We start from the raw sequence: 26,063 nt of genomic DNA, 5'->3' as shown, positions 1-26,063 counted from the left end.
TTCTAATCCTGTTAAGGTTTGTTGAATTAATAGTAGAATGACCGTTACATGAAGGCCCTTTTCTAGGATGTTATTTTCATTGTTATAAAACGTGAATAATAATAGAATCCCTGCACTTAGGATAGTAATGAAATTTTATTGTACTCAAGTTTTTCTTCCTTTTTCATATTCCAAGGATACTCTTTTGAATAAACGGCGGCTAATCCCATAAATAATGCAGAAATTGGCCAAATGATAAAGATCCATTCTTTCACATAGTAATGGGTAATATAGAAGAAATCACCGACTACTTGAATTAAGAAGCCGGCCGCAATCAGATAGAAACTGGTTTTCTTTTTCACGTGTTTAAAAAGGAAAATGAAGCAGCCAGCAGCGAACAATAGACTTATATTAAAGGCATGTGTAATGGAAGAGATCCAGAAGCCAATATTGGTCACATCACGGTTGCCTTGAAGGATTGGGTTCACAAGGTATTGCCAGCTTAGAGCATATGCCACTGTAATGACAATGATGATATTTAATAAGAAGCGCAGCATTGGCAATGTGTTTTTCATTACTTTTATTTGGTACATAAAACCGATAAAGAAAAATAAATAGCCCACCAGTCTGAGAGAATCCTCAGTTGAAATATGCATCATTCTGCCAAAATGCATCCGCTCATATGTGGACACGATCTTTCCAAACAGTAGGAAGCAAATCCCCAGACCAAAAAACATCCAAAAATAACGGTGTGGACCTTTTATCTTCTTATATGAATCCATCATCCAAACTAATGCTACGAAATAGGCCACCATTGAAAAACTATTAATCCCCAAATCAGCCAACTGATTCCCCTGTCCAAAAACAAACAAACATCCTATGAACAAGCTGAAAAATAGTATGATAAAAAGAATCTTTCGAAGTAAATGCGGCTTCAATGTCACAACCCCCAACTATATGTACAACTCAATACTAATAAAATATACCTCTTTCCTTAAGATTCACTTAAAAGGGTGACCGTGAGGGTGACAGGCACCCCTCATGTACATTTGTCCATATGGAGTGGACAAAACGAAAGGCACACCTGGCTCTTTTGAAAATACCTAAAAAGGTGACAGGCACCGCATCTCTATGAAAAAGGACACCCTTTTTGAGGCGTCCTTCGGTTCACTGTTTTATTTATTCTTTCATTGCTGCAACTTTTTCTTTTATTTCTTCGATATTTCTCATTTTGTTGTCCCAGCATTTTTGGCTGAGGTCGACTGGGTAGTCTTCGGGATTCATGGTACGTTTGTATTCGTCCCAGAGGGCGTCTAGGTTTTGCTTTAAATATTCTCTGGATTCTTCTAAGCATGGAAGTTTGTGAACTAGCTCTCCATTCACGAAAATATCTTGGTGTAGCTCTTTTGCTGTATAGTTGGTGACAATTTTATTTAAGTACGTATGGGTAGGATGGAACATCCGCAACCGTTTTTCCGGCAGCTTTTCATCCTCCATCGCGATGTAATCTCCTTCAGCATGGTGGTTCTGATTGTTGATAATCCGGTAGATTTTCTTTAATCCTGGAGTGGTTACTTTCTCAGGATTTGAGGATATTTTAATGGTATCCTCCATCTCTCCGTTCTCATTCTCAATGGAAACAATCTTATAAACTGCGCCAAGAGCCGCCTGATCAAAAGCGGTGATCAGTTTTGTACCAATTCCCCAGCTATCGATTTTAGCACCCTGCGCCTTTAAGTTCAAAATCGTATATTCATCCAAATCACTCGAGGCAAAGATCTTGGCATCCTTAAAACCTGCTTCATCAAGCAGTTTACGCGCTTTCTTTGATAAATAAGCAAGGTCTCCGCTATCAAGACGGATTCCGATAAAGTTAATCTTGTCCCCTAGTTCCTTCGCTACTTTAATTGCGTTGGGCACTCCTAATCGCAACGTATCATATGTATCCACTAAGAATACGCAATCCTTATGAGTTGCCGCATATTTATGGAAGGCCGTATATTCATCTTTATATGCTTGAACCATTGAATGGGCATGTGTCCCTGAAACAGGTATACCAAACAATTTACCGGCACGAACATTACTGGTGGCCTGGAATCCTGCCAAATAAGCCGCCCTTGTTCCCCAGATGGCTGCGTCCATTTCCTGAGCGCGTCTGGTGCCAAATTCCATGGCCACTTCATCACCAACTACTTGTTTAATGCGTGAAGCCTTTGTGGCGATTAATGTTTGGTAATTTACAATGTTAAGCAAAGCGGTCTCAATGAGCTGGGCCTCAGCCAATGGTGCATCTACCCGTAAAATCGGCTCACTGCCAAACACTAGCTCCCCTTCACTCATAGCTCGAATTGTACCCGTAAATCTCATATTTTTAAGGTAATCTAAAAATTCTTCGCCATACCCAACTTCATTTTTCAAATAGTCCAGATCATCGTCACTGAAACGAAAACCTTGAATAAACTGAATCACCTTTTCCAAACCAGCAAAGACAGCATAACCGTTCCCAAATGGAAGCTTGCGGAAAAACAGTTCGAAAACCGCGCGTTTATTATGGATTCCATCCTTCCAATAGGTCTCCGCCATATTGATTTGATAAAGGTCCGTATGCAATGTAAAGCTATCATCCTGATAAATGTGTTTCATAATCGTCCTCCGAAAACTAATACAGCTATTCAGTATTTTAAACCATAATAACATTATTAAAGCTATTTAACCATAGCACCAAGCGATTGTTCAAAATGTCCGAGAGCCCATTCATGCCCTGCCAGATTAAAAGAGGCAACCCCATCCTTGTAAACGACAATCTTAAAGCCTTTATTATAGGCATCCACAGCGGTATGCAGGACACAAATATCGGTGCAAACACCTACAAGATGAACCTCAGTAATGCCGCGCTCTCTCAATTTAATTTCGAGATCCGTTCCAGCAAAGGCGGAATACCGTGTCTTATTCATGTACATCACGTTTTCCCGATGCTTATTTGCTTCAAAAACTTCCTGCAACCCACCAAATAAATCCCTTCCTGACGTTCCCCGAAGATTGTGCGGCGGGAATAATTTGGTTTCCGGGTGGTATTCATCGCCCTTGTCGTGAACGTCGATCGCAAACACGACAAGGTCACCGTTTTCGATAAACTCTTTTGTCAGCCGGACGATTTCCCCTTCAATCTCCTGCCCCGGCTTTCCGCACGTCAATGCCCCAGCATCCGCTACAAAATCATACGTATAATCAATATTAATCAGCGCCTTCATCCCCAACACTCCTTAACAATTGTCTTTACTGCTGTCTTTCATTATATACCCTTTTATTCAGAGCTAAAAATGATCCTTCTCCGATCTAAAAAGATTTCTTAAGTTATAAAAGTTTAAGGTAAACCAAAAAATCCCGCATTATTTTCAAATGCAGGATTACTTTACAAGGATATTTTTAAGACCCTTAGATATTCCAAACTATCAATAACTTCCAAAGAAATTCTTAAAGGATTGAACAGTAATTTGGCGATTTAAATGGGCGATCGAGGTGGTTAGCGGAATTCCCTTAGGGCAAACCTCGACACAGTTTTGCGAGTTCCCGCAGGATGTCAAACCGCCTTCACCCATGATTGCTGCCAACCTCTCTTCCTTATGCATGGCACCTGTCGGATGGGCATTGAACAGACGCACTTGAGACAATGGGGCAGGTCCAATAAACGCTGATTTGTCATTGACATTTGGACAGGCCTCAAGACAGCAGCCACAGGTCATACATTTGGATAACTCGTAGGCCCACTGCCGTGTTTTTTCCGGCATCCTTGGCCCCGCACCCAAATCGTATGTTCCATCAATTGGAATCCATGCTTTTACCTTTTTTAATGACTCAAACAATCGAATTCTATCCACCATTAAATCCCGCATCACCGGGAATGTGGATAGTGGTGCCAAACTTATCGGCTGCTCCAGCTGATCGATGAGCGTTGAACAAGCTTGTCGGGGTTTGCCGTTGATGACCATTGAGCATGCACCGCAAACCTCTTCCAAACAAACAGATTCCCAAATAACTGGAGTCGTTTTTTCCCCTTTATGATTTACTGGATTCTTCTGAATTTCCATTAATGCAGAAATGATATTCATGTTGGAGCGATATGGAACCAGGAATTCCTCTGTATAAGGAGCTGACTTGGCATCCTTTTGCCTGGTAATGATTAAGTGAATTTTCTTTGCCGCTTCTACCATTATGCTTTCGCTCCTTTCTTCGCTTTTGTATAATCCCGTTTACGAGGTTTAATCAGTGAGATATCAACGTCCTCATAAGACAATTCAGGAAGGTTGGTTTGTGTATTGTATCTTGCGATCGTCGTTTTTAACCATTCTTCATCATTGCGGTCTGGGAATTCCGGTTTATAATGCGCTCCCCGGCTTTCATCCCGATTGTAGGCCCCTAGCGTGATGACATGGGCAAGATTGATCATCCCTTCTAATTGGCGCACGAACGAGGCACTTGAATTACTCCATTTTGCCGTGTCTTCTATGTTAATATTTTGATAGCGTTCCGCGAATTCCTGAAGTTTTTCATAGGTCATCTTCAACTTCTTGTTTTCGCGGACGACTGTCACATTAGAAGTCATTAATTCTCCAAGCTCTTTATGCAATACATACGCATTTTCCGTTCCGTTCATCGCTAAAATAGATTCATATTTTCGAGTATCTTCCATTGCTTGCTTTTCAAAAATGGAACTTGAAACCTGTTCGGTTGACTTTTCCAATCCATGAATATATTCAAGGGCTTTAGGACCAGCCACCATTCCTCCGTAAACGGCAGATAATAAGGAGTTCGCTCCGAGGCGGTTTGCTCCATGCTGGGAGTAATCACATTCACCGGCAGCAAATAATCCTGGAATATTGGTTCGCTGGTCAAAATCCACCCATAACCCACCCATGGAATAGTGAACTCCAGGGAAAATTTTCATCGGGATCTTTCGCGGGTCATCCCCCATGAATTTTTCATAAATTTCCATGATGCCACCAAGTTTAATGTCCAGTTGTTTCGCGTCAATATGAGATAAATCAAGGTAGACTTTGTTTTCCCCATCAATTCCAAGTTTCTGATTTACACATACATCGAAAATCTCACGGGTCGCAATATCACGCGGCACCAAATTCCCATAAGCCGGATATTTTTCTTCTAAAAAGTACCATGGCCTTCCATCTTTATAGGTCCACACTCTCCCGCCTTCTCCACGAGCTGATTCACTCATGAGGCGATTTTTATCATCACCCGGAATCGCGGTTGGATGGATTTGAATAAATTCTCCATTTGCATACAAGGCGCCTTGTTGATAAAGCCTTGAGGCCGCATAACCTGTATTAATGGTTGAATTGGTGGATTTACCAAAAATCATTCCCAATCCGCCCGACGCCATAATAACAGCATCTGCCGGAAAAGCTTTCATTTCCATCGTTCGTAAATTTTGGGCTGTAATTCCGCGACAGACGCCGGCATCATCAAGGACGGCCGAGATAAATTCCCAGCTCTCATATTTTGTTACCAATCCCTTTACCTCTAGGCTCCGTACCTGTTCGTCCAGAGCATACAGGAGCTGCTGCCCGGTTGTAGCACCTGCATAGGCCGTTCTGTGGTGTTGGGTTCCGCCGAAACGGCGAAAATCTAGTAATCCTTCAGGGGTCCGGTTAAACATGACCCCCATTCGGTCAAACATATGTATGATCTTTGGAGCAGCCTCACACATCGCTTTTACCGGCGGCTGATTGGCAAGGAAGTCCCCGCCGTATACGGAATCATCGAAATGTTCCCATGGTGAGTCATTCTCTCCTTTTGTATTGACAGCCCCGTTAATTCCGCCCTGGGCGCACACAGAATGAGAGCGTTTGACCGGAACGACAGAAAATAAATCTACTTTTGTTCCTGCTTCTGCTATTTTAATGGCGGCCATCAATCCTGCTAAACCGCCGCCTACAATGACAATATTACCTTTGCTCATTGGTAACTCCTCCCTATCAAGCTCTTTATGCAAATGCCAAAATGGCACGGATTCCGATAAAGGCTAAAGCGATAAATAATCCGAAAGAAATATATTGTGTGATTTTCTGTGATTGAGGCGAAATGGTAATTCCCCATGTGATGAGGAATGTCCAAATTCCATTTACAAAGTGATATACACAAGAGAGAATGCCAATAATGTAGAGTATTAACGATAAGTTGTTATCAACAATGTTGGCCATTAAATGATAGTTGGCTTCCACTCCATTAAACTCTACCTGCACCTTTGTCTCCCAGACATGCCAAATGATAAACACAAATGCTATGAGACCCGTAATTCGTTGCAGGAAAAATTTCAAGTTACGGAGGTACGTATAACTGCCTATATTGTTCTTTGCCTGTCTGGCAATGAAAATACCATATATGCCATGAAACAATAGAGGAACAAAAATAACAAATAATTCCAAAAAATATTTGAATGGCAGATTTACCATAAAGTTTGCGGCCTTATTGTAGGAGTCCATCCCCCAAGTTGCCGAATAATTTACGAATAAGTGAACCGTCATGAATACACCGACAGGGATGATTCCTGATAGAGAATGAAGCTTTCGGTAAAAGTGCTGGTGTTTTCCACGCTCCATAATTTTTCCCTCCTAATGATGTAAAGTTAGTAAAAAAAGAAGCCGGCGCCAGTCCTGGCAAGGCGCCAGCTCATTTAATCTACGCTAATACATGTGTTTGAGCATACCGTTTTTTTAGAAGTAATTCTTTACCGGCAATACCGGGGTTGGTCATTTCAAAGGGATGTAAAATCGTATCTAGCTCTTCAGCCGTCAATACTCCCCTTTCTAGAACAATTTCTCTAACCGGACGACTGGTAAGAATCGCTTCCCTCGCAATACTAGCAGCTGTTTCATAACCAACATGTGGATTAATGGCGGTGATCACTCCGACACTATTATTCACGTAAGCTTCCATTCTTTCTTTATTGGCCGTAATGCCACTTAAACAGTATTCGCGGAACACAGTAAATACATTGGTCATGATCTTAATGGATTGAAGGAGGTTAAAGACGATCACTGGTTCCATTACGTTCAATTCAAATTGTCCTGCTTCTGATGCCATGCTGATCGTTAAATCGTTGCCTACTACCTGGAATGCACTCTGGTTTAACACTTCAGCCATAACTGGGTTGACTTTTCCTGGCATGATGGACGAACCTGGCTGCCGTGCCGGAAGATTGATTTCTCCTAATCCGCAACGAGGACCGGATGTCATCATCCGTAAATCATTTGCCACTTTTGACATATTCAACATACAGATTTTTAGAGCGGCCGAAACTTCAATATAGGCATCTGTATTTTGTGTTCCGTCAACAAGGTCTTCGGATCCTTTGATAGGAAAGCCAGTTAGCCCCGCCAAATACTTTACTGTTCTTTCAATGTACTCTGGTTCCGCATTTAGGCCAGTACCGACAGCTGTTGCTCCCATATTCACCTCATACAAGTTCTTACGGGTTTCTTTAATTCTCTTAATGTCTCTTCGTAACACACGTGCATAGGCTTCAAATTCCTGGCTAAGCAGAATAGGTACAGCATCCTGGAGATGAGTACGACCCATTTTGATCAGGCCGTCGAACTCGTTTGCCTTTTTCATAAATTCTAAATGAAGCTCTTCCATGGCTTTGATTAGGGTTTCCAATGCCATTAGAGTGGACAAATGAATGGCTGTCGGAAAGGCGTCATTTGTGGATTGGGCCATGTTCACATGGGAATTTGGACTAATCACTTTGTAATTCCCTTTTTTCTCGCCTATGATCTCCAGAGCCCGGTTGGCCAGCACCTCGTTCGTGTTCATATTAATCGAAGTTCCTGCCCCGCCTTGAATGGGATCAACGATAAATTGGTCGTGCAGCTTCCCTTCCATTACTTCATCTGCAGCATCCATAATTGCATATGCGACTTTTTTATCCAATTGGCCAATCTCTGCATTTGCAAAGGCTGCAGCCTTTTTCACCATGGCCATTGCTTTAATTAACATTCCATCAATTCGATAGCCCGTGATCGGAAAATTTTCAACTGCACGCATTGTTTGAACACCATAATAGGCATCATTGGGAACCTGTTTTTCACCAAGGAAGTCTTTTTCAATTCGGAAAGCATTTGAATCCCTCATGTTTCGTCATCTCCAATTTACTTTTTTTAAAATTGGCTCTGTTAGACTTGGCTGTTGATTTGCGCTCCAGGTGCTTCGCTTTCCGTGGGCGTTTCGGCGAGCCTCCTCGGCGCTTGCGCCTGCGGGGTCTCTCCTGAACCCTACTCCCACAGGACATTGATTTTCTTCCTAGATTTCGCCCACGCACGAAGGAAACGCGTTAGCATTTTCGAGGAGTCTTCGCACCTTCCGCTCCAATCAACAGAGTGTAAAAAATCAACACTGTTCTTTAACATAGCCTTAAAATTAAAGAATAATCGTGCTTAACAAGATGCCAATCCCTACCGCTCCAATGGTGGCTATCAAGCCGGGAATCATGAAGCTGTGATTCAATATATATTTACCGATTCTAGTTGTACCGGTGCGGTCAAAGTTAATAGCCGCAACGACCGTTGGATAGTTTGGAATGAAGAAGTACCCGTTAACTGCCGGGAACATGGCAATCAGTAACGCTGGATTGATTCCAAGTGTTACCCCCAGCGGCATTAAAGTCCGAACCGTCGCTGCCTGACTGTAAAGAAGAATCGAAAGCGCGAAGAGCGCAAGCGCAAATAACCATGGTGCTGCCGTAACAAGGTCAGCTATGGAACCAGAAATGAGTTGCATGTTTCCTTGGAAAAAGGTATCTCCCATCCACGCAATCCCAAAGATGGCGACAACCGCAGCTGCACCTGCTTTAAATACACTTCCTGAAACAATTTCTTCCACTTTTGGTTTACAGAATATAATGATCAAGGCTGCAATGGACAGCATGACAATTTCGATCGCCGCCGGCATGGTCATCCGAGTAAACACTCCATCAATCATCCAGCCTGGACGCAATTTTTCAAATGAACCTAATAACACAACCAGCACAGCCGCCAAAAGGAAAAAGATAACGGACAATTTAGAGCCTTTGGTCGCATTGTATTCCTTTTTATCCTTCCTAATGGGAGCTAATCCAGCCTCCAACCTTTTCAAATATTCAGGATCCTGATTAAGCTCTTTCCCCATTTTGCTGGCAACAAATGCGGCAAGCATGCAGGCAATCAATGTGGACGGAATACAAATCATTAGAATATCAAGTAAGCTGATTTTAAAATCTGTCAACAAGGCCAACAAGGCAACCGTCGCAGCAGATATAGGACTTGCTGTAATCGCCTGCTGTGAAGCAATAACAGCAATGGACATAGGTCTCTCAGGTCTTACTCCGGATTCCCGTGATACCTCGGCAATAACCGGTAAAACAGAATAAGCCACGTGTCCGGTTCCGGCGCAAAAAGTGAAAACATAGGTTACCAGCGGAGCAATGTATGTAATCCATTTAGGATTTTTTCTTAATGCCTTCTCGGCAAGATAAACAAGATATTCCATCCCGCCTGAAGCTTGCAAGGCACCTGCTGCAGTCACGACCGATAAAATCATTAGCATGACATCGATTGGGGCAGATGTTGGCTGCAAACCAAATCCAAAAACCAGAATCGCCAGACCAACTCCACCCATTACACCAAGTCCAACCCCGCCTAACCTTGCTCCAATAAAAATACATGCCAGAACAATCAAAAATTCAATCCAAAACATATGGATTTCCTCCAAACGATAATAGATTTTTTATATCGGTACTTTGAATTAGGTCATTTTCGTTGGCTTCACCAACCTTCTGTTTGAATGTGAATTTTTTCACAAGCAATCACAAAATAGAAGTAGGGTATGTCTGCATCCTGTGATAAAAATAAAAAAGTGCTGGGATGAAACTTCCCTTAAAAATTATCATTGAGGCTACTAAAAACTACATAAATATACACATTGATCTGAAAACTTAATAAATTTGTCATTTTTTTGGGGTAAAACTTGTTCATAATCGTTTTACGATAAAGGAAGCTTTTATAAATATAGGAGGCGATTTTACTGCGGGAGAAACTATTGGCCTATCTGTTTATCATCTTCGCTGTACCAATCGCGGGTGAATTAAAATTCTATCCCATTCATGTCGATATTAGGGTCAGCCTTGGAACGCCCGTATTTTTCTTTATCCTATTATGGATGAGAAAAATACATCCAATCCTGTCGGGTTTGTTGGCTGGGACTGCTGTGTTTCTGTTTCGCATGATTCTGTATGGATTACAATCCGATTCAATAAGCATTGCACATGCATTTTCTATGCATTTTCCAGTTTTCTTTTATTACCTTGTTTTTTCTATGCTGTTTTATCTTTTTAAAATTAATACTCTATATGACAATCCATTTTTAATTGGTGTACTCGGAGTAGTCATTGAGATTCTTGCCAGTATGGTGGAAATCACATTCAGGTACTTTTCTTCTCATACACCGCTTACCTTGCATACCTTTCTCATCATTGGCGGGATTGCCATTATCCGCAGTTTTTTTGTATTAGGCTTTTTTAATATTCTTATTCTAAGGGAATCGAAGCTGGCAGAAGAACAACAGCGTAAGCGGAATGAGGAAATTTTATTAACAATTTCAAATCTATATGTCGAGATGATTCAGGTAAAAAAATCGTCCAAAAATGCAGAAGAACTAACGAGTTCCTGTTATGGCCTTTATCGAGGGCTAAAGGGAGGAAAAAACAACCAGGAGTCCCAGACAACCTTAAAGATTGCCGGTCAAATTCATGAGATCAAAAAAGATCTTCAGCGAATTTATGCAGGTCTATCGAAATTGATGGTGAAGGAAAATTTTAATGATTATATGGACATTGAAGATATTATTGCCATCATCATTTCATCCAATAAAAGTTATGGAGAAATGCTGGGCAAATCGATTGAGTATGAGGTGAGTATTTCAGGTGCTCATTTACATTATCGTACGTTTATCCTTTTTTCATTAATTAATAACCTTGTGGCGAATGCTGTTGAATCAATCCATGAAAAAGGGAAGATTGAGCTACTGGTCGAAAGGATAAATGAAAAAATCAAGATCGTAGTTAGTGATAACGGATCAGGAATTTCTGAAAAAAATAAGCCCTATATTTTTGAACCGGGTTTTACAACGAAATATGATGAAACAGGAATGGCCTCTAATGGAATCGGCTTATCGCATATCAAACAGGTCATTGAGAATATTGGCGGAGAAATCAATCTACTTGATACAACACAGAGAACCACTTTTGGTATTGAATTGCCTGCCGCAAGCTTAACTGAAGGGGGATAATAGCTTTGAAATTCTTTATTGTCGATGACTCCATAACCATCAGAAAAATGCTCGCGAATATTATTGAAGAAGATGAACTCGGAACAGTTGTAGGAGATGTGGAAGATGGATCCGAGGTCTATGCAGATATACTTGCCGAACAAGAGATTGATATTCTTCTGATTGACTTACTAATGCCCAATCGTGACGGAATTGAAACAGTGCGGGAAATTTCCCCTTCTTTTAAAGGAAAAATTATTATGATATCCCAGGTGGAAGCGAAAGAGATGATTGGGGAGGCCTATGAATTAGGAATTGAACACTATATTACAAAACCCATTAATCGCCTGGAAGTTGTGAATATCCTTAAAAAGGTATCCAATCTTTTAAGACTTGAAAATTCTTTAAATGATATCCAAAAATCTTTGAGTTTTTTAAATAATAGTAAGGTAGAATCTCAAACACTGCTTAAGACCAACCATAATCCCATAGTGAAATCCGGAAAGAACGTCCTGCTGGAGCTTGGGATTATCGGGGAGAGCGGCAACAAGGATTTACTTGATATTTTGGCAGTATTATCCCGGCTGGAATCTGAAGGAATACGCGATGTTCCTCCACTAAGGGACCTCTATGAAAAAATAATTGAAAAACGTCACGGGTCTTCCATCACTCAACAAGAATTAAGAAAAGAAATAAAAGCGGGCGAGCAAAGGATCCGCCGGGCGATCCATCAAGCTTTAGACCATATCGCCTCCTTAGGTCTTACTGATTACACCAATGCAAAATTTGAAAACTACGCTTCATGCTTTTTCGATTACAATCAGGTTAGAATGAAAATGTTAGAGCTGGAAGGGAAAATTTCAGGTGAGAGCAGCCATTCCAGAATCAATATCAAGAAATTTATTCAAGCTTTGTATATGGAAGCTAAGAGATAACACGTATTGATATGCGAAAAAAGCCCTAAAGTTTCACCTTTGGGCTTTTTATTTTTATTACTAACTATATCTCATTCCAGATTCCCAATCCGTCGGACGGTCATTTGGACGAATGTCATCAAGCGGCACGAAAACCTCTAAATGGCGGTATAAATTTTCAAATTCCGCAGGCAGTAACCCGCCAAATTCTCCATCTAAGTTTAATTGGACCTTTTCCGGAGATTGCACCTTAATTCGATTGGCTTTTGTGTAGATCACATTTGGATCATTAATATGTTCGCCTCGGATGGCCAAAGTAGCTACCCGAATAAACTCGGCTAGATTCACTTTTTTCAAAATTAATAAGGAAAATAAGCCATCATTGATGGATGAATCAGGAGCCAATTTTTCAAATCCGCCAATGGAGTTGGTCAACCCGACAAGGAACATCATTGCTTCCCCTTCAAACAGCTTTCCATCGTATTCAATCTTAAGTTCAGAAGCTTTGATGGAAGGGAGCATTTCCATTCCTTTTAAATAGTAGGCAAGTTGTCCTAACATCGTCTTTAATTTGCTCGGAACTTCATAGGTTAGTTCTGTCATTCGGCCTCCGCCGCCTATGTTAATAAAATATTTATCATTAATCCGGCCGATATCGACTGGAATTAATTCACCTCTTGTAATGATATCTACTGCCGCTCCGACATCCCGAGGGATTTGGAGTGCACGGGCGAAGTCATTCGTGGTTCCTGCGGGGATAATCCCTAATTTTGGGCGATATTCCTGCTCCGCAATGCCATTTACCACTTCATTGATGGTTCCATCTCCACCTGCAGCAATGACCACATCATAACGGCGCTCGACCGCAATTCGCGCTGCATAGGTAGCATCACCTGCTTCCGTTGTTGCATGGGCAGATGCCTCGTACCCGGCCTTTTCTAATTTTTCAAGAATCTCCGGCAACTGCCGTTTAATCAATTCACGGCCCGAAGTAGGATTGTAAATCAGTCTTGCTCTTTTCATCATCATCATCCTATTAATAAATTCAACTATTCGCCATAGCCTTCTATATTCTACCAATTAATATCCGCGCTTACAATAAAGCGATGCATCCATCTAATATAATACCGCTGTTTTCTTATTTTGCAAAAAAAAAGTAAATAATCCGTTTGGTTTTGGGTTGTGCGCTACCTTCTCCCTCCGTTTTCTAGTCATTTTGTAACTGGTAGAATCCTCTTATCTAGCCTACTCTTTTAAAAAAATTACTTTTTTCGTCACATAAAAAGCCCCCGGCGGCCTAAAGGTCATTGTTCCGGAAGCTCATCGAATTTATTGCCCAGAGTTAAGGCTAACCTGATAGGCATTAGCAATATTAATCTTGTATTTCCCCTCACCTGACTGAAAAATGGCACTTTTCAATGAAGGCTCTCCTTCTCCTGTGGCAGGCTTTTCAGTTACTTTCCATTCGCCATCTTTTCCTGTAACCTCTTGCACTCCTACTGCTGCGACCTGGAGATCCTTACTTTCTGAAGTATCCAAAACGATAGATGCCGCACTTTCAATATTCCAATTGCTTGTGAGCGTTCTTGGTTTTAATCTAAGTGTGTTATCGCTGCCAATTACCTCAACCTTTATATTATTAGGAACCAGAACCGTAGCAGCCACCTCTCCCTGTTGGTTAAACGGAGCTACTTCATTAGGTAACGATTTCACATTGATATAAAGGGTGTCGCCTTTTTGATTAGCTGAAATATAATCGTCCGGCCTCTTAATCAATTTGGTGTTATCCGCCGTCTGCACTCTATATGTTCCAAACATAGAAACAGCATTTTCCGGACTAGACTCTATGGTCATATCATAGCCTGTCGTACGAACGACCACCCGTTTGATGCCGGCATTCACCTGATAAGTGAAATCCGGTAGCTCAAATGAGCGCTCTTCTCTAACCATAACCTCTTCAATTTTCCCTGTCAGTCCTGTGGTATTTAGTACAGCAAAGGCAATTCCAACCATTCCGATCAATCCAACAAAAATAATACTTAAAAAGTCATATTTTAAAATGGGCTTTTCCTGTCTGGATAAGAATAAGTAAAGGAGTATTTCGATTCCCAGAACAATTAATAATACAGGCCACCAAGCTGCCATCGCCTGAATTAGATCAAACCCGAAAAATCGGGAGAGAAACAGGAAGAGGCCCAGCAAAACCAGCGCCCCTCCCATTGAAAATGTACCGACACGCCACGTTCTCATACCCCTGTCCCCTTTCCTTTTTTAAAAAGAAAGCTAATCCCCGCCCCGATTAAGACGGCTGCTGCCAACCCTGTTTTCCATTTTTTCATGATTTTCCTTCCTCCCTTTTATGCTTGCTGCCGGTTAAAAGCTTGATGCCACCAACGATCAGGACAAAGCAGACAAGCCCTGTTTGAAAATAGCTTTGCACCCAATAGGCAAGATCGATATTGATTAATTTTGTCAGCATAGGTGAGAACACCGGAAGCAAGATATTTACTACTAAGTAATACATTCCTAGTAAAATCAGACCAATGCCGACCCATTTTTGATGATTGAGAAAGTAGGAGATAATCGGAACATCTTCCAAGGTTTCCTCGTTATAGCGGGAAACTTTTTGTAGTCCGTCAAAAAAGCTATAAAACCAAATAATCGGGATCAAAAACAGAAAGATGCCCAGCCTAAGCACATCGAGAATATAAACTGAGAATAAAAATGCTGCCATTAGTTGAATCCCACGGCGCTGCAGCCCAAGATATAAGTGTCCAGCCCCAGGGAAAATCGATAGAAATGTCGCAATGGCTTTGCTTTTTTTACCATCTTCCCGCCGTGTTTCAAAATCCTCAAAAATTGTCCTGTCGACCAACTCTTCTCCCCGCTGCTTTTTGTTTACCTGTTGAACGGCATCAAAAAATCCATACACCCATATGACCGGAAGACCTAATAAAAAGACGAGAAATTCTGATCTGTCTGATAGGGCTGTCACGAAAATCACCATGATTCCCAATCCAAGAAAGCTAGCTAAAAGGGTTAATCCACGGTTCATTAATCCTAATTGAAAATGGCCGAGTCCTGGAATAAACGAAAGGACAATCGTATAAAACCGCTCGGAATCTTGAGCTGCCTGAGAATTCGGCACACCGAGGTCAGCAGCTAGCAACACTTTCTTTTGCTTAGAAATTTGCACACCCATGTCAATAAAACTAACAAAGTAAATAAAAATCCCGACCATAAAAGGAATAATGATGGCATCCCCAGTGCCATTGGCGATTCCAATGACTGTGATCAACGCACAGCCAAATACCAACAATAAATATAGGACCCCGCGGAACATTTTTCCCCAATAAATAAGGCCAAGTCCCGGAAACAAAGATAAGGTTAATGCCTTTGTTGAACTTTTCATTTCCTAATTGCCTCCTTCTTCTCTAATGAATCCATCCATGCAAATGTCTTATCTATAACACCCTCCGTCACCGAAGGCCGCTTTTCTTGCACATTCCCTGCCTCCAAGGAATTCGCATATTTAGCTAATGATTGAAATGCTCCTGTAAACGTCAGTAAGATCGTCGCTGCTGCTGCCAGCAAATAATGAAATACCGCCCGCTGATATAATGGCCTCTTCGATGTTCTTTTTTTAACTGAACTTGTTGTGGTGCCAGGCACCAATTCCAATTCAATACTAGTGCTTTTGGTGACAGGCACCTTTTCTAATCCATCAGTAGTGTTTTCGGTGACAGGCACCGTGTTTAGTGCCCCCATCACGAGTTCGGTGAAGTCGCTAGTGTCTGGAAGGGCCGGGAGTGATGTTTCATTTACTTCAACAGCTTTTAGATATTTTTCTAAGCATTGGTCGCAAGTATATAGGTGGTTTTCCAGTTGTTCTCTGGTTTGGTCGGTTAAGTCGCCTGTTACGTATTGCTGCCATTGTTCTTCAGTAAAATGCGTCATGAAAAATCGTCCTCCTTCCAGTTTTTTTTGATCCAGTTACGGGCGCGGTACAGTTTGGTTTCGATGGTTTTGACTTGAACATTTTGTTCCTCAGCCATTTGCTGGTAGCTTTTTTCGGCTATGTAAAAGCCAAATATGACATCCCGGTAATTTTCCGGTAATTCATTAAGCCGCTTTCGGACCAGCTGTTTTTGCTCCTTCTGCAAAATTTCCCTTTCCAAACTGTCCTCCGTCGTCCCTAATGTTTCAAATTCCTCGAAAACTTCTTCTCGCCTGCGTGCTTGTTTTCGTTTCATATCAATGGCATGGTTGACAGCAATCCTTGTCATCCAAGTTTTAAAACCTTGATTTTCATATTGGGAGAGAGACATATAGATTTTGATAAATACTTCCTGGGCCGCATCTTCGGCTTCCTTTTGATCGCGAAGGATTGCAAAAACCGTCCGGAACACATCATTGCGGTACTTCTCGACCAAAAGCCGAAAGGCATGATCATGGCCATCCAGTACTTTTTGAATTAAAACCGTATCACTAATGGTTCTCTCCCCCTTTCTTTTCAATCTGTACACCTAATAGACGAACCTACTATGGATAACCCCTACACTTTTTTCAAAAAAATATTTTTAACGATTAAGCTATGTTAAAGAATACTGTTGATTTTAAACCCTGTTGATAGGAGCGGAAGGCACGAAGACTCCTCGAAAATGCTAACGCATTTCCTTCGTGCGTGGGCGAATTCTAGGGAGATAATCAATGTCCTGTGGGAGTACGGTTCTGGAGAGACCCCGCAGGCGCAAGCGCCGAGGAGGCTCGCCGAAACGCCCACGGAAAGCGAAGTGCCTGGAGCGGAAATCAACATACAAGTTTAACAGAGCCAACGATTAAAAAAACGTGCGAATCTGTCTTCGCACGTTTCCGATATGATCTATTATGCCAATGTTAAAATACAAAGATTACATTCATATGGGATTTCAAACGATTCTTTATCAGATATGCCTGAGAATATTTCATCAAACAATCCATTCCTTTGAGTTCCATCCATGTCGGTAACCATGAATACTTCCATCCATTCCTCTTTTGTTAACGTAATTGAATCTTTCAATTTGTAAAAATCCCGAAGTTCAAAACCATTGTGCTGCCATTCGGCAAACCACTCGACTGGAAAACCATTGATGAATTGGTTGGAGAACGACTTTTTACCGCCCTCCTTATCCCTGTTCAAAACAGTTAGGGTTTTGTTCACCACTTCCGAATCGGGAGTAAATCCTGATTCTATCACAATCAGTATCCCTTTCGATTTCAAGAGTCTTTTAATCTCCTGAAGAGCTTTCTCGCGATCAAACAAATTCCAAGCTCTCATGACAGTAACAATATCATAAGTTGAGTCATCCAAACCCGTGTTTTCAGCTGTAGCTTGAGTATAAGGAATCGTAAAGTTTCTCGTTGTATTCAATTGATGCGCCTGCCTCAGCATGTCAGATGATGGCTCAACCCCCACAACATTTGCCTTTCTCATTGCTATTTTTCGTGCTAACGTACCCGTTCCCGATCCTAAATCTACTACTTTTTTTCCTTCAAAAGAAATACCACGAATCATTAAACTGTCCATCATAGCTGGGGGAATATCTTCTCTTGAGCTAGCATAGTTTTTAATAACTTGGCCAAAATCAATATTTTCCATCATCGGCGCCTCTTTTCACTTCATTTCCAATACATGAAAATTCAACAAAATAATACCATTTCTTTATGGTAGAATGAAAGAAAAATATTTTAAGGGAATGATCCTTATGTTCTGGTTGCTGCTCCTTGCTTCTTATTTAATTGGAAGTTTCCCGACAGCGTTAATTGTAGGAAAGATCATATACGGGGTTGATATCCGGGAACTTGGAAGTAAAAATCCCGGTGCCACTAATACCCTCAGGGTTCTAGGCAAAAAATCCGCTCTCTTTGTTCTATTCATTGACCTTGGAAAAGGTGCTCTGGCGGCCTATCTTCCTCTGTTCTTTCACCTTCAGACCGAACCGCTTTACTTTGGTCTTACCGCTGTCATTGGACATTGCTTCCCTATCTTTGCTGACTTCAGAGGTGGCAAAGCGATTGCCACCACTGCTGGTGCTTTATTGATCAGCAATCTTCCTTTACTAATCATTGCCTACATTTCGTTTTTTCTCATGATATTTTTAACAAAATACGTCTTTTTCGGCTCCATCTCTGTTGGTCTCAGCATGCTAGTCTTTGATCTCTTCTCTTCAAAATTAGAATTTGAACTTATCTTTTTATTTTTCTTCATCCTATTAATCTTTCTGCACCGTTCTAATATACGCAACTTTATTTTAGGTATTGAACCGAGGATCAACGATAAACATTTGCTCAATGACCGTATTCCCCCAAAGAAAAATGGATTTAAAATGTAGGTCTGTTAAACTTGTCTGTTGATTTCCGCTCCAGGTGCAAGCGGTTCGTGGGCGTTTCGGCGAGCCTCCTCGGCGCTTGCGCCTGCGGGGTCTCTCCAGAACCGTACTCCCACAGGACATTGATTTTCTTCCTGGAATTCGCCCACGCACGAAGGAAATGCGTTAGCATTTTCGAGGAGTCTTCGCACCTTCCACTCCAATCAACAGGGTGTAAAAAATCAACACTGTTCTTTAACACAGCCAAAATGTAAAAAATGCCACTAGGAAAGGAATTCACCTTGCCAGTGGCATTTTTTTAAATCAACTTAGATATGATGCTGTCAGCAACGGTCTGCCAGATGGTCTCATCGGTTTGATAGGATGCCACTAGCCGCTTATACATGGCCAATTGTTTTTCTTGAAAGTCGGGTGCTTCCCTATCAGGCAAATTCGTCCGTTCTCTTTCCACTAATGCCTGCATTTCCGGAGCTCGTGGTCCCCATACAGCCACTTCACTGCCTTCTTGGTCGATAAAAATAAAAATGGGAATGGCTCTTGAGGTACCATTAGTGAGGTATTGGTCCATGAGTTCCAGATTTTGATCCCGTAATAAACAACGAATTTCAATTCCTGCTGCCTCAGCAATTCTGAATAAAATCGGATTATTGAGCATGGCATCTCCGCACCAATCCTCTGTTAACACAATTACCCGTAATTCCCGAGATTTAAGCGCTGCAAGTTTGTTTATACTTTCCTCATCTACAACAAATTTCTCATAAATGGATAGCATTTTTGTTTTATTTTTATCCATGGAGTCAATGTATTCCTTTACCGTCATTCCTTTTTGGAACCATGAAAGTAATTCTGTCATTACAATCACTCCTTTTTATTTTCTATCATAGCGGAATTGTAAACTAATTGGCAATGATCCTGCTTACATCCCCAAGGATTATTATATTACAAGTATTTTTTACTTTTTTAACAAAACCAATAATTTAACAGTAGAAATAGATTTATACAATTGATAGAATATTTTATAAAGAGGAAATATTATTTTAAATATTTTCCAAGATAATAAAGGGGGATAAAGGATGTCCAATACAACTCTACAAATGGTCTCGATTGGAATTTACTTAGCCATGATGCTTTTTATTGGATGGTATTCTTATCGAAAAACAAGCAATCTCACAGATTACATGCTCGGAGGAAGGTCTTTAGGACCCGCAGTAACAGCGCTTAGTGCCGGTGCGGCCGATATGAGTGGTTGGCTGTTAATGGGCCTGCCGGGTGGAATTTATGTAACCGGTTTAGCAGATGCGTGGATTGCCATTGGCTTAACGATTGGTGCTTACTTAAACTGGTTATTAGTTGCACCACGCTTGCGTTCCTACACCCAAGTAGCCAATGATTCCATCACTATACCAAGCTTTCTTGAAAATCGCTTTAAAGACAACACAAAACTACTTCGCATTGTTTCTGGTATCGTTATTCTTACTTTCTTTACTTTCTATGTCTCTTCCGGTATGGTTTCCGGCGCCGTCTTTTTTCAAAGCTCCTTTGGTACAAGCTATCTTACAGGACTTTATATTGTTGGTGGCGTGGTCGTTGCCTATACTTTATTTGGCGGATTCCTTGCCGTCAGCTACACAGACTTTATTCAAGGTTTAATGATGCTAATTGCCCTCTTGCTTGTACCGGCGATTGGTATTTTTAAGACTGGTGGTCCTGTAGAAACATTTAATACGATTCGTGCCATTGATCCAACCATTCTCGATTTCTTTAAAGGAACTACCTTTTTAGGGGTTGTTTCTGCGATGGCATGGGGACTTGGTTACTTTGGCCAGCCACATATTATCGTTCGCTTTATGGCTATTACCACTGTAAGAGAAACGAAAAGTGCCCGTCGTATTGGAATGGGCTGGATGATTTTTTCTTTACTTGGTACGATCTTTACTGGATTTATCGGATTAGCCTTTTTCCATAATAACGCGGATTATAAACTGGATAACCCGGAAGCCGTCTTTATTTCCTTGAGCCAGATCTTTTTCCATCCGCTCTTTGCCGGATTTGCCTTGGCTGCCATTCTTGCAGCCATTATGAGCACGATCTCTTCTCAGTTAATCGTTACCTCCAGTGCTTTAGTTGAGGATTTGTACAAAGCGGTCGTCAATAAGGAAGCAAAGGACAAACAGCTGGTTTTCTTAGGGAGAATGGCCGTGCTTTTAGTCGCTGTGGTGGCTGCCGCACTTGCCTTTAGACAAAACAATACCATTCTAAGCCTCGTTGCTTATGCTTGGGCAGGTTTCGGAGCTTCCTTCGGACCAGTCATTCTGTTAAGCTTGTTCTGGAAAAAGATGAACCACTGGGGCGCCCTGTACGGTATGATCGTCGGTGCCGTAACGGTAATCCTATGGAAAAACTTCGACCTTGGAAAGGTATTTTTCGGAGAATCCTTATATGAAATCGTTCCAGGCTTCCTCTTGAACTCAGTCGTCGCTGTTGTCATCAGCCTGGCAACTTATAAAAAGAACGAACAAATTGAAAAAGAATTTGAAGAAAGCATCCGTTTGATGAAAGACGCTTCTTAATAGGAAAAAGGAGAACATATACGCCGATATGTTCTCCTTCTTTATTAAACCTCTTCTCCGTTTGATGCAATTACCTTCTTATACCACTCAAACGATTTCTTTTTCGATCTGGCAAGCGTTCCATTGCCTTCATTATCGCGATCCACAAAGATAAAGCCGTAGCGTTTTTTCATTTCACCAGTTGTAAAGGAAACACAATCGATACAGCCCCATGGAGTATAACCCATTAATTCCACGCCATCTAATTCAACAGCCTTTTTCATTTCTTTAATATGGGCACCTAGATAGTCAATACGGTAATCATCATGGCAGCTGCCGTCTTCTTCTTTCACATCAATAGCACCGAAGCCGTTTTCTACAATGAAAAGTGGTAATTCATAGCGCTCATATAATTGATTCAAGGAATAGCGTAACCCCACAGGGTCAATTTGCCAACCCCAGTCAGAAGCTTTCACAAATGGATTCTTCACACTGGATTTTGAACCAACCACTGTTTTATCATCCAGTTCATTCACGCCGCTTTTTACTGCGTCAGACATATAATAGCTAAACCCAATATAATCAACAGTTCCTTCCGCCAAAATCTTGGCATCTTCCGGCTGCATCTTGATGTTGTAGCCCTTTCTTTCCCACTCTTTTAAAGCATAAGCAGGATAGTGACCTCTGCAATGTACATCTGCAAAGAACCAGCGGTCATGCATGGATTCCACCTGAAGCATCATATCATCCGGGTTGCAAGAGTAAGGGTAAATCGGAACAAAAGAAACCATACAGCCAATCTTAAAATCAGGATTAATAGCATGTCCAGCCTTCACGACCAAAGCACTTGCCACCATTTGGTGATGGGCAGCCTGGTACATCACTTCTTCTGGATTCTCTCCTTCTTCACAACGAACCCCTGAATTGGTCCATAAAAAGATAGGATTCGCCGTATTTTTTTGATTGTTGATTTCGTTAAAAGTCATCCAGTACTTCACTTTATTTTTATAACGTTCCATTACAGCAGTTGAAAAACGCACAAAGAAATCAACTACTTCACGGCTCCGCCAGCCACCGTATTCTTTTGCGAGGTGGTACGGCATTTCAAAATGGCTAAGGGTAATAACCGGCTCGATCCCATACTTTAACAATTCATCAAACAGATCATCATAGAATTTCAGGCCTTCTTCATTCGGCTCTAATTCATCCCCTTTTGGAAAAATCCGTGTCCAGTTAATACTTGTGCGAAAACACTTAAAGCCCATTTCGGCAAATAAAGCGATATCTTCTTTATAGTGGCCATGAAAATCAATTGCAACATGGTTAGGATAGTATTTCCCTTCGATGATGCCATCGGTAATTTCTCGCGGCACTCCATGAGCACCAGCGGTCATTACATCTGCCACACTTGGTCCTTTACCGCCTTTATTCCATCCACCTTCAACCTGGTGAGCTGCAACAGCACCACCCCATAAAAAATCCTTATGAAAAGCCATGAAAGTCTCCTCCTAAAATATAAACTAATCTATTAACCCTACTTTTTTTAATCTTGGCATCATCATTTTCATAAATACATTTAACAACGGGCCAAAGAGAAGCATCATAATAACCGTACCTTCTCTAACCGTGATGCTTTGATTAAAGAAAAACGAAACTCCCAAGGCGACCACAATGGATAAGATGTCCACAAATTGTCTGATCGCTCCGAAGTTTTTATTGATCTTTTTCGAGATCACCATACAACATGATTCCAAGGGAAACGTGATTAAGTTAATCGTCATAATCATCGAAACGGCTCCTGCACAAATAACACAAGATACGATCAGCAATACGATGTTAGCCCAATAGCTGTGGATAGTAAACCTGGCAAAAACGTCATAGAACATAAAATTAACGACATATCCCAACAGAATAGCCACTAAGATTTGTGTCAAAGTTTTCAGCTTAAATTCTTTTTTCAAGAGGAAAAGTTGAATCAGCACACAGCTAATATTCATCATCATTGAAAATGTTCCAACTTTCATATCGATGACTCCTGATATACTTTGACTCAAAGCATCCCATGCTCCGACTCCGACAGCTGCCTTTAATGCCATGCTTGCACCCACACCTGTCATAATCATGCTAATGGCAACAATGATAACCCTTTGAATTGCTTTCATCATGTCCGTTCATCCTCGATTATCTTTGATTAAAAAGCGTTAATGTAATAATATAAAATCAATTACCGCATTAGAATACTTTGCGAACAGATTAGAAAGCCTTTTCAATTATTTTCGTATTTTACTATAGATTGTTGAAATGCCTTTTCAATATAAAGGGGTTACTTTTACCATGATCATTTCAAATAGACTGGAAGCCATGGAATCTTTGTCGAAATCCGAGGAGATTCTTGCGAAGTACATATTGAAAGAAAAAGAGAATATTGAGAAACTATCCACTATCGACTTGGCCAATGCTACGTTTACCTCCCCATCCACTGTGGTCCGTTTATCAAAAAAGCTGGGCTTCAGCGGCTGGAATGAATTTAAGGAAAAGTATCTAGAGGAGCTTTATTATTTAAACAGCCACTTTACCAAAATTGATCCCAATTTTCCCTTTCAACCCCATGATACTTTTATGGCGGTTGCTTCAAAAATAGGCCATCTGGCCACAGAGACGATTCAGGATACACTATCTCTTATAAAAAACGAGGATCTCAAACAGGCCATTGATCTGTTGGCGAATGCAGAAATGATCAATATATTTGGGATTAGCAATTCTCTCCTGATGGCTTACGATTTCAAACATAAAATGCTCCGCATCAATCGCCGTGTAGAGATCATGAATTTACCGGAAGAACAGGTATATGTTGCTTTGAATTCCTCTCCGAAGGATACGGCCATTTTAATCTCCTACACCGGGGAATCAGAAGAAGTCTTAAAGATTGCCGAGATTTTAAGGAAAAACAAAACTCCCATCATTGCCCTAACAAGCATCGGTGAAAATAGCTTATCAAAATATGCAAACTGTACGCTTTCTGTCTCAACCAGAGAAAAACTCTATTCTAAAATTGCCACCTATTCATCTAATAATTCGATTCACCTCGTTCTGGATATCCTTTATTCCTGTTTATTTAAATTAAACTACCATCGTGACCTAGAGTATAAGACGAATATTTCGAGGAAAATTGATGAGCGAACTTCGGATAGTGAGTTAATAAAAGAGAAAGAGGATATTTAGGAAACAACCTAAATATCCTCTTTCTCTTATTTTAGAGTATTGACCAAGGAATCCAACTTCATAACGGTTTTCCAATTGCGAACCGTTGCATGTACACCTAGCTTCGACAACTTTGTGGCAAGCTTTGAATCTCTAAAGCTAATTTGAAAAAATAGATAAACCTGTTTTCCGATCATCTGGAAATGTTCCTTTTCATTTTGAAAAGAGCTTAACTGGTTAACCCCTTCGGTTGAAGGCTCCTCTGCCAAAAAAGCAACATGAACACTTTCCTCTTCATCTAAGGAGCTTAGTGTATAAGGGCAATTTTGAATGATTTCCTTCAGTTCAGTAGCTGTTCTCAAGACTACCGGCACCGGGAAGCCGAATGTTTTACTGATTTCGTCCTCCAATCGCTTTGTGAGGGACCGGGACTCTTCATCTGACTCAAACAAGATATTTCCGCTCTGTATGTACGTTTTAACCTTTCGCAACCCCATTGCTTCCAATAGATTTCTTAAATCTGCCATTTTAATAATATGATGCCCGCCAACATTAATACCTCTTAATAGTCCAATATAAATGGTCATTTGTGCACCCCTTATTTAGTAGTCTCTTCATTCAATCTTACCATTTACTTTAATTACTAAACTACTGCAGGAAAACGGCTTTTTACTGTAGAACTAGATGCTGTAAGGAGGGATTTTTATGGTATTGCAAAGAGTGAGTTTGGTAACGATAGGCGCCGTCAATTTACCGGAGCTTCGTGCCTTTTATCAATCGCTGGGGTGGGAAGAAACAGAGATCAGTTCGGATCAATATGCTGTATTTAAAACAGCTGGGGTTCTGTTTTCCTTATTCCCGATTGAGGAGCTGGCCAAAGATGCCGGAGTGGACTTTACGAATTCAGGCGATGGGTTTCGCCCGGTTACGCTTGCTATTAATGTAGATCAACCGGAACAGGTTGACACAACCATCGAAGAAATCCGTGCTGCGGGGGCGAGAATTCTTCGCGAACCTAGCAATGCCTTCTGGGGCGGACGCACCGCTTATTTTGCTGACCCAGAGAATAATCTCTGGGAAGTGGCCTGGAACCCGAGTGCTGTTTTCGATGATCGTGGGGCAATGATTTCTTTTTAGTTTTTGAAAAAGGGTGGCCAAAAGATTGGACCACCTTGTTTTCTCTTCGGACATGATCTTGTTTTTGCAGCTATGACTTGTCCGATGTTCGCTCGGCTTCAGACACAGCCTCGCTTTTTTGACTCTGACTTATCTGAAGTTCACTCATCTTCAGACACAGCCTCGCTTTTTTGGCTCTGACTTGTCCGATGTTCGCTCGGCTTCAGACACAGCCTCGCTTTTTTGACTCTGACTTATCTGAAGTTCACTCGGCTTCAGACACAGCCTCGCTTTTTTAGCTCTGACTTGTCTGAAGTTCGCTCATCTTCAGACGTAGCCTCGCTTCTTTAGCTCTGACTTGTCTGAAGCTCGCTCATCTTCAGACACAGCCTCGCTTTTTTGGCTCTGACTTGTCCGATGTTCGCTCGGCTTCAGACACAGCCTCAGTTTTTTGGCTCTGACTTGTATGATGTTCACTCGGCTTCAGACATAGCCTGGCTTTTTTAGCTCTGACTTGTCTGAAGTTCGCTCATCTTCAGACGTAGCCTCGCTTCTTTAGCTCTGACTTGTCTGAAGCTCGCTCATCTTCAGACACAGCCTCGCTTTTTTGGCTCTGA

The 26,063-nt window shown here is 41.3% G+C and carries 24 protein-coding genes; 6 read left to right on the top strand and 18 right to left on the bottom strand.

Annotated features, from left to right (window positions below):
• Positions 1–116: 116 nt before the first annotated feature.
• The 8 genes from ACI3K6_RS15900 to ACI3K6_RS15865 form a co-directional block, all read right to left on the bottom strand.
• Positions 117–917 (bottom strand): hypothetical protein, encoded by an 801-nt coding sequence (locus ACI3K6_RS15900; RefSeq protein WP_435555582.1) that lies wholly within the window; start codon positions 915–917, stop codon positions 117–119.
• Positions 918–1,158: 241 nt separating this feature from the next.
• Positions 1,159–2,622, bottom strand: a complete 1,464-nt coding sequence (locus ACI3K6_RS15895; protein ID WP_435555581.1) for a nicotinate phosphoribosyltransferase — start codon at positions 2,620–2,622, stop codon at positions 1,159–1,161.
• 62 nt (positions 2,623–2,684) lie between these two features.
• Positions 2,685–3,230, bottom strand: coding sequence for a cysteine hydrolase family protein (locus ACI3K6_RS15890; protein WP_435555580.1), 546 nt, complete (start codon positions 3,228–3,230; stop codon positions 2,685–2,687).
• Positions 3,231–3,431: 201 nt separating this feature from the next.
• A complete protein-coding gene (gene sdhB, locus ACI3K6_RS15885) occupies positions 3,432–4,190 on the bottom strand; it encodes a succinate dehydrogenase iron-sulfur subunit (protein ID WP_435555579.1) in 759 nt (252 codons plus the stop codon).
• Positions 4,190–5,956, bottom strand: a complete 1,767-nt coding sequence (sdhA, locus tag ACI3K6_RS15880) for a succinate dehydrogenase flavoprotein subunit (RefSeq protein WP_435555578.1) — start codon at positions 5,954–5,956, stop codon at positions 4,190–4,192. The genes sdhB and sdhA overlap by 1 nt, the downstream gene beginning before the upstream one ends.
• Before the next feature lie 25 nt (positions 5,957–5,981).
• Positions 5,982–6,596, bottom strand: coding sequence for a succinate dehydrogenase cytochrome b558 subunit (locus ACI3K6_RS15875; protein WP_435555577.1), 615 nt, complete (start codon positions 6,594–6,596; stop codon positions 5,982–5,984).
• Between the two features lie 79 nt (positions 6,597–6,675).
• Complete coding sequence (aspA, locus tag ACI3K6_RS15870; protein WP_435555576.1) at positions 6,676–8,130, bottom strand: aspartate ammonia-lyase; 1,455 nt, start codon at positions 8,128–8,130, stop codon at positions 6,676–6,678.
• 285 nt (positions 8,131–8,415) lie between these two features.
• On the bottom strand, positions 8,416–9,729 hold the full coding sequence (locus ACI3K6_RS15865) for an anaerobic C4-dicarboxylate transporter (protein WP_335479807.1): 1,314 nt from the start codon (positions 9,727–9,729) through the stop codon (positions 8,416–8,418).
• Between the two features lie 342 nt (positions 9,730–10,071).
• Here ACI3K6_RS15865 and ACI3K6_RS15860 point away from each other — a divergent pair, with 342 nt between their 5' ends.
• Together ACI3K6_RS15860 and ACI3K6_RS15855 are read left to right on the top strand one after the other, a co-directional pair.
• The gene (locus ACI3K6_RS15860) at positions 10,072–11,319 is read left to right on the top strand and encodes a sensor histidine kinase (RefSeq protein WP_335479805.1); all 1,248 of its coding nucleotides are present in this window, start codon (positions 10,072–10,074) and stop codon (positions 11,317–11,319) included.
• A 5-nt stretch (positions 11,320–11,324) separates the two neighbouring features.
• Positions 11,325–12,233, top strand: coding sequence for a response regulator (locus tag ACI3K6_RS15855; RefSeq protein WP_435555575.1), 909 nt, complete (start codon positions 11,325–11,327; stop codon positions 12,231–12,233).
• Between the two features lie 60 nt (positions 12,234–12,293).
• Here the strand turns inward: ACI3K6_RS15855 and ACI3K6_RS15850 are convergent, their stop codons facing one another.
• From ACI3K6_RS15850 to ACI3K6_RS15825, 6 genes are all read right to left on the bottom strand, one after another.
• Complete coding sequence (locus tag ACI3K6_RS15850) at positions 12,294–13,235, bottom strand: diacylglycerol kinase (RefSeq protein ID WP_435555574.1); 942 nt, start codon at positions 13,233–13,235, stop codon at positions 12,294–12,296.
• A 306-nt stretch (positions 13,236–13,541) separates the two neighbouring features.
• Positions 13,542–14,462: a hypothetical protein gene (locus ACI3K6_RS15845; RefSeq protein WP_435555573.1), complete on the bottom strand. Its 921-nt coding sequence runs from the start codon at positions 14,460–14,462 to the stop codon at positions 13,542–13,544.
• An 85-nt stretch (positions 14,463–14,547) separates the two neighbouring features.
• A complete protein-coding gene (locus tag ACI3K6_RS15840) occupies positions 14,548–15,624 on the bottom strand; it encodes a hypothetical protein (protein ID WP_435555572.1) in 1,077 nt (358 codons plus the stop codon).
• Complete coding sequence (locus ACI3K6_RS15835) at positions 15,621–16,169, bottom strand: anti-sigma factor family protein (protein WP_435555571.1); 549 nt, start codon at positions 16,167–16,169, stop codon at positions 15,621–15,623. Before ACI3K6_RS15835 ends, ACI3K6_RS15840 begins: the two co-directional genes overlap by 4 nt.
• On the bottom strand, positions 16,166–16,729 hold the full coding sequence (locus ACI3K6_RS15830; protein WP_435555570.1) for an RNA polymerase sigma factor: 564 nt from the start codon (positions 16,727–16,729) through the stop codon (positions 16,166–16,168). Before ACI3K6_RS15830 ends, ACI3K6_RS15835 begins: the two co-directional genes overlap by 4 nt.
• A 368-nt stretch (positions 16,730–17,097) precedes the next feature.
• Positions 17,098–17,850 (bottom strand): class I SAM-dependent methyltransferase, encoded by a 753-nt coding sequence (locus ACI3K6_RS15825; protein ID WP_435555569.1) that lies wholly within the window; start codon positions 17,848–17,850, stop codon positions 17,098–17,100.
• 106 nt (positions 17,851–17,956) lie between these two features.
• Between ACI3K6_RS15825 and plsY the strand changes: the two genes are divergently transcribed.
• Positions 17,957–18,583, top strand: a complete 627-nt coding sequence (plsY, locus tag ACI3K6_RS15820; protein ID WP_435555568.1) for a glycerol-3-phosphate 1-O-acyltransferase PlsY — start codon at positions 17,957–17,959, stop codon at positions 18,581–18,583.
• 295 nt (positions 18,584–18,878) lie between these two features.
• Here plsY and ACI3K6_RS15815 read toward each other — a convergent pair whose 3' ends face one another.
• Positions 18,879–19,433, bottom strand: coding sequence for a thioredoxin family protein (locus tag ACI3K6_RS15815; protein ID WP_435555567.1), 555 nt, complete (start codon positions 19,431–19,433; stop codon positions 18,879–18,881).
• A 220-nt stretch (positions 19,434–19,653) separates the two neighbouring features.
• On the opposite strand from ACI3K6_RS15815, the gene putP reads away from it, so the two are divergent.
• Entirely contained in the window at positions 19,654–21,150 is a 1,497-nt protein-coding gene (gene putP / locus ACI3K6_RS15810) for a sodium/proline symporter PutP (protein WP_435555566.1), read from the top strand.
• 44 nt (positions 21,151–21,194) lie between these two features.
• Here the strand turns inward: putP and ACI3K6_RS15805 are convergent, their stop codons facing one another.
• Both ACI3K6_RS15805 and ACI3K6_RS15800 read right to left on the bottom strand, forming a co-directional pair.
• On the bottom strand, positions 21,195–22,625 hold the full coding sequence (locus tag ACI3K6_RS15805; RefSeq protein WP_435555565.1) for a 6-phospho-beta-glucosidase: 1,431 nt from the start codon (positions 22,623–22,625) through the stop codon (positions 21,195–21,197).
• A 24-nt stretch (positions 22,626–22,649) separates the two neighbouring features.
• The gene (locus ACI3K6_RS15800; RefSeq protein ID WP_435555564.1) at positions 22,650–23,294 is read right to left on the bottom strand and encodes a YczE/YyaS/YitT family protein; all 645 of its coding nucleotides are present in this window, start codon (positions 23,292–23,294) and stop codon (positions 22,650–22,652) included.
• 169 nt (positions 23,295–23,463) lie between these two features.
• On the opposite strand from ACI3K6_RS15800, the gene ACI3K6_RS15795 reads away from it, so the two are divergent.
• Complete coding sequence (locus ACI3K6_RS15795; protein WP_435555563.1) at positions 23,464–24,351, top strand: MurR/RpiR family transcriptional regulator; 888 nt, start codon at positions 23,464–23,466, stop codon at positions 24,349–24,351.
• A gap of 26 nt (positions 24,352–24,377) precedes the next feature.
• On the opposite strand, the gene ACI3K6_RS15790 is transcribed toward ACI3K6_RS15795, so the two are convergent.
• Positions 24,378–24,917 (bottom strand): DUF1697 domain-containing protein, encoded by a 540-nt coding sequence (locus ACI3K6_RS15790; RefSeq protein ID WP_435555562.1) that lies wholly within the window; start codon positions 24,915–24,917, stop codon positions 24,378–24,380.
• A 118-nt stretch (positions 24,918–25,035) separates the two neighbouring features.
• Here ACI3K6_RS15790 and ACI3K6_RS15785 point away from each other — a divergent pair, with 118 nt between their 5' ends.
• Positions 25,036–25,467, top strand: coding sequence for a VOC family protein (locus ACI3K6_RS15785; RefSeq protein WP_435555561.1), 432 nt, complete (start codon positions 25,036–25,038; stop codon positions 25,465–25,467).
• Positions 25,468–26,063 lie beyond the last annotated feature (596 nt).

The organism is Neobacillus solisequens (assembly GCF_051233465.1).
In the GTDB taxonomy this organism is placed as follows: domain Bacteria; phylum Bacillota; class Bacilli; order Bacillales; family Cytobacillaceae; genus Neobacillus.
Note: the sequence above shows the minus strand (reverse complement) of the source record. Positions and strands in the feature narration are given on the sequence as shown.

What these genes read in the sequence shown, in the direction of transcription:
- sdhB (WP_435555579.1), bottom strand. Translation starts at nt 4,190, where the DNA reads ATGGTAGAAGCGGCAAAGAAAATTCACTTAATCATTACCAGGCAAAAG.
- putP (WP_435555566.1), top strand. Translation starts at nt 19,654, where the DNA reads ATGTCCAATACAACTCTACAAATGGTCTCGATTGGAATTTACTTAGCC.
- ACI3K6_RS15825 (WP_435555569.1), bottom strand. Translation starts at nt 17,850, where the DNA reads ATGGAAAATATTGATTTTGGCCAAGTTATTAAAAACTATGCTAGCTCA.
- sdhA (WP_435555578.1), bottom strand. Translation starts at nt 5,956, where the DNA reads ATGAGCAAAGGTAATATTGTCATTGTAGGCGGCGGTTTAGCAGGATTG.
- ACI3K6_RS15815 (WP_435555567.1), bottom strand. Translation starts at nt 19,433, where the DNA reads ATGACAGAATTACTTTCATGGTTCCAAAAAGGAATGACGGTAAAGGAA.
- ACI3K6_RS15790 (WP_435555562.1), bottom strand. Translation starts at nt 24,917, where the DNA reads ATGACCATTTATATTGGACTATTAAGAGGTATTAATGTTGGCGGGCAT.
- ACI3K6_RS15800 (WP_435555564.1), bottom strand. Translation starts at nt 23,294, where the DNA reads ATGATGAAAGCAATTCAAAGGGTTATCATTGTTGCCATTAGCATGATT.
- ACI3K6_RS15895 (WP_435555581.1), bottom strand. Translation starts at nt 2,622, where the DNA reads ATGAAACACATTTATCAGGATGATAGCTTTACATTGCATACGGACCTT.
- ACI3K6_RS15805 (WP_435555565.1), bottom strand. Translation starts at nt 22,625, where the DNA reads ATGGCTTTTCATAAGGATTTTTTATGGGGTGGTGCTGTTGCAGCTCAC.
- ACI3K6_RS15850 (WP_435555574.1), bottom strand. Translation starts at nt 13,235, where the DNA reads ATGAAAAGAGCAAGACTGATTTACAATCCTACTTCGGGCCGTGAATTG.
- ACI3K6_RS15785 (WP_435555561.1), top strand. Translation starts at nt 25,036, where the DNA reads ATGGTATTGCAAAGAGTGAGTTTGGTAACGATAGGCGCCGTCAATTTA.
- ACI3K6_RS15840 (WP_435555572.1), bottom strand. Translation starts at nt 15,624, where the DNA reads ATGAAAAGTTCAACAAAGGCATTAACCTTATCTTTGTTTCCGGGACTT.
- ACI3K6_RS15865 (WP_335479807.1), bottom strand. Translation starts at nt 9,729, where the DNA reads ATGTTTTGGATTGAATTTTTGATTGTTCTGGCATGTATTTTTATTGGA.
- aspA (WP_435555576.1), bottom strand. Translation starts at nt 8,130, where the DNA reads ATGAGGGATTCAAATGCTTTCCGAATTGAAAAAGACTTCCTTGGTGAA.
- ACI3K6_RS15845 (WP_435555573.1), bottom strand. Translation starts at nt 14,462, where the DNA reads ATGAGAACGTGGCGTGTCGGTACATTTTCAATGGGAGGGGCGCTGGTT.
- ACI3K6_RS15835 (WP_435555571.1), bottom strand. Translation starts at nt 16,169, where the DNA reads ATGACGCATTTTACTGAAGAACAATGGCAGCAATACGTAACAGGCGAC.
- plsY (WP_435555568.1), top strand. Translation starts at nt 17,957, where the DNA reads ATGTTCTGGTTGCTGCTCCTTGCTTCTTATTTAATTGGAAGTTTCCCG.
- ACI3K6_RS15890 (WP_435555580.1), bottom strand. Translation starts at nt 3,230, where the DNA reads ATGAAGGCGCTGATTAATATTGATTATACGTATGATTTTGTAGCGGAT.
- ACI3K6_RS15875 (WP_435555577.1), bottom strand. Translation starts at nt 6,596, where the DNA reads ATGGAGCGTGGAAAACACCAGCACTTTTACCGAAAGCTTCATTCTCTA.
- ACI3K6_RS15795 (WP_435555563.1), top strand. Translation starts at nt 23,464, where the DNA reads ATGATCATTTCAAATAGACTGGAAGCCATGGAATCTTTGTCGAAATCC.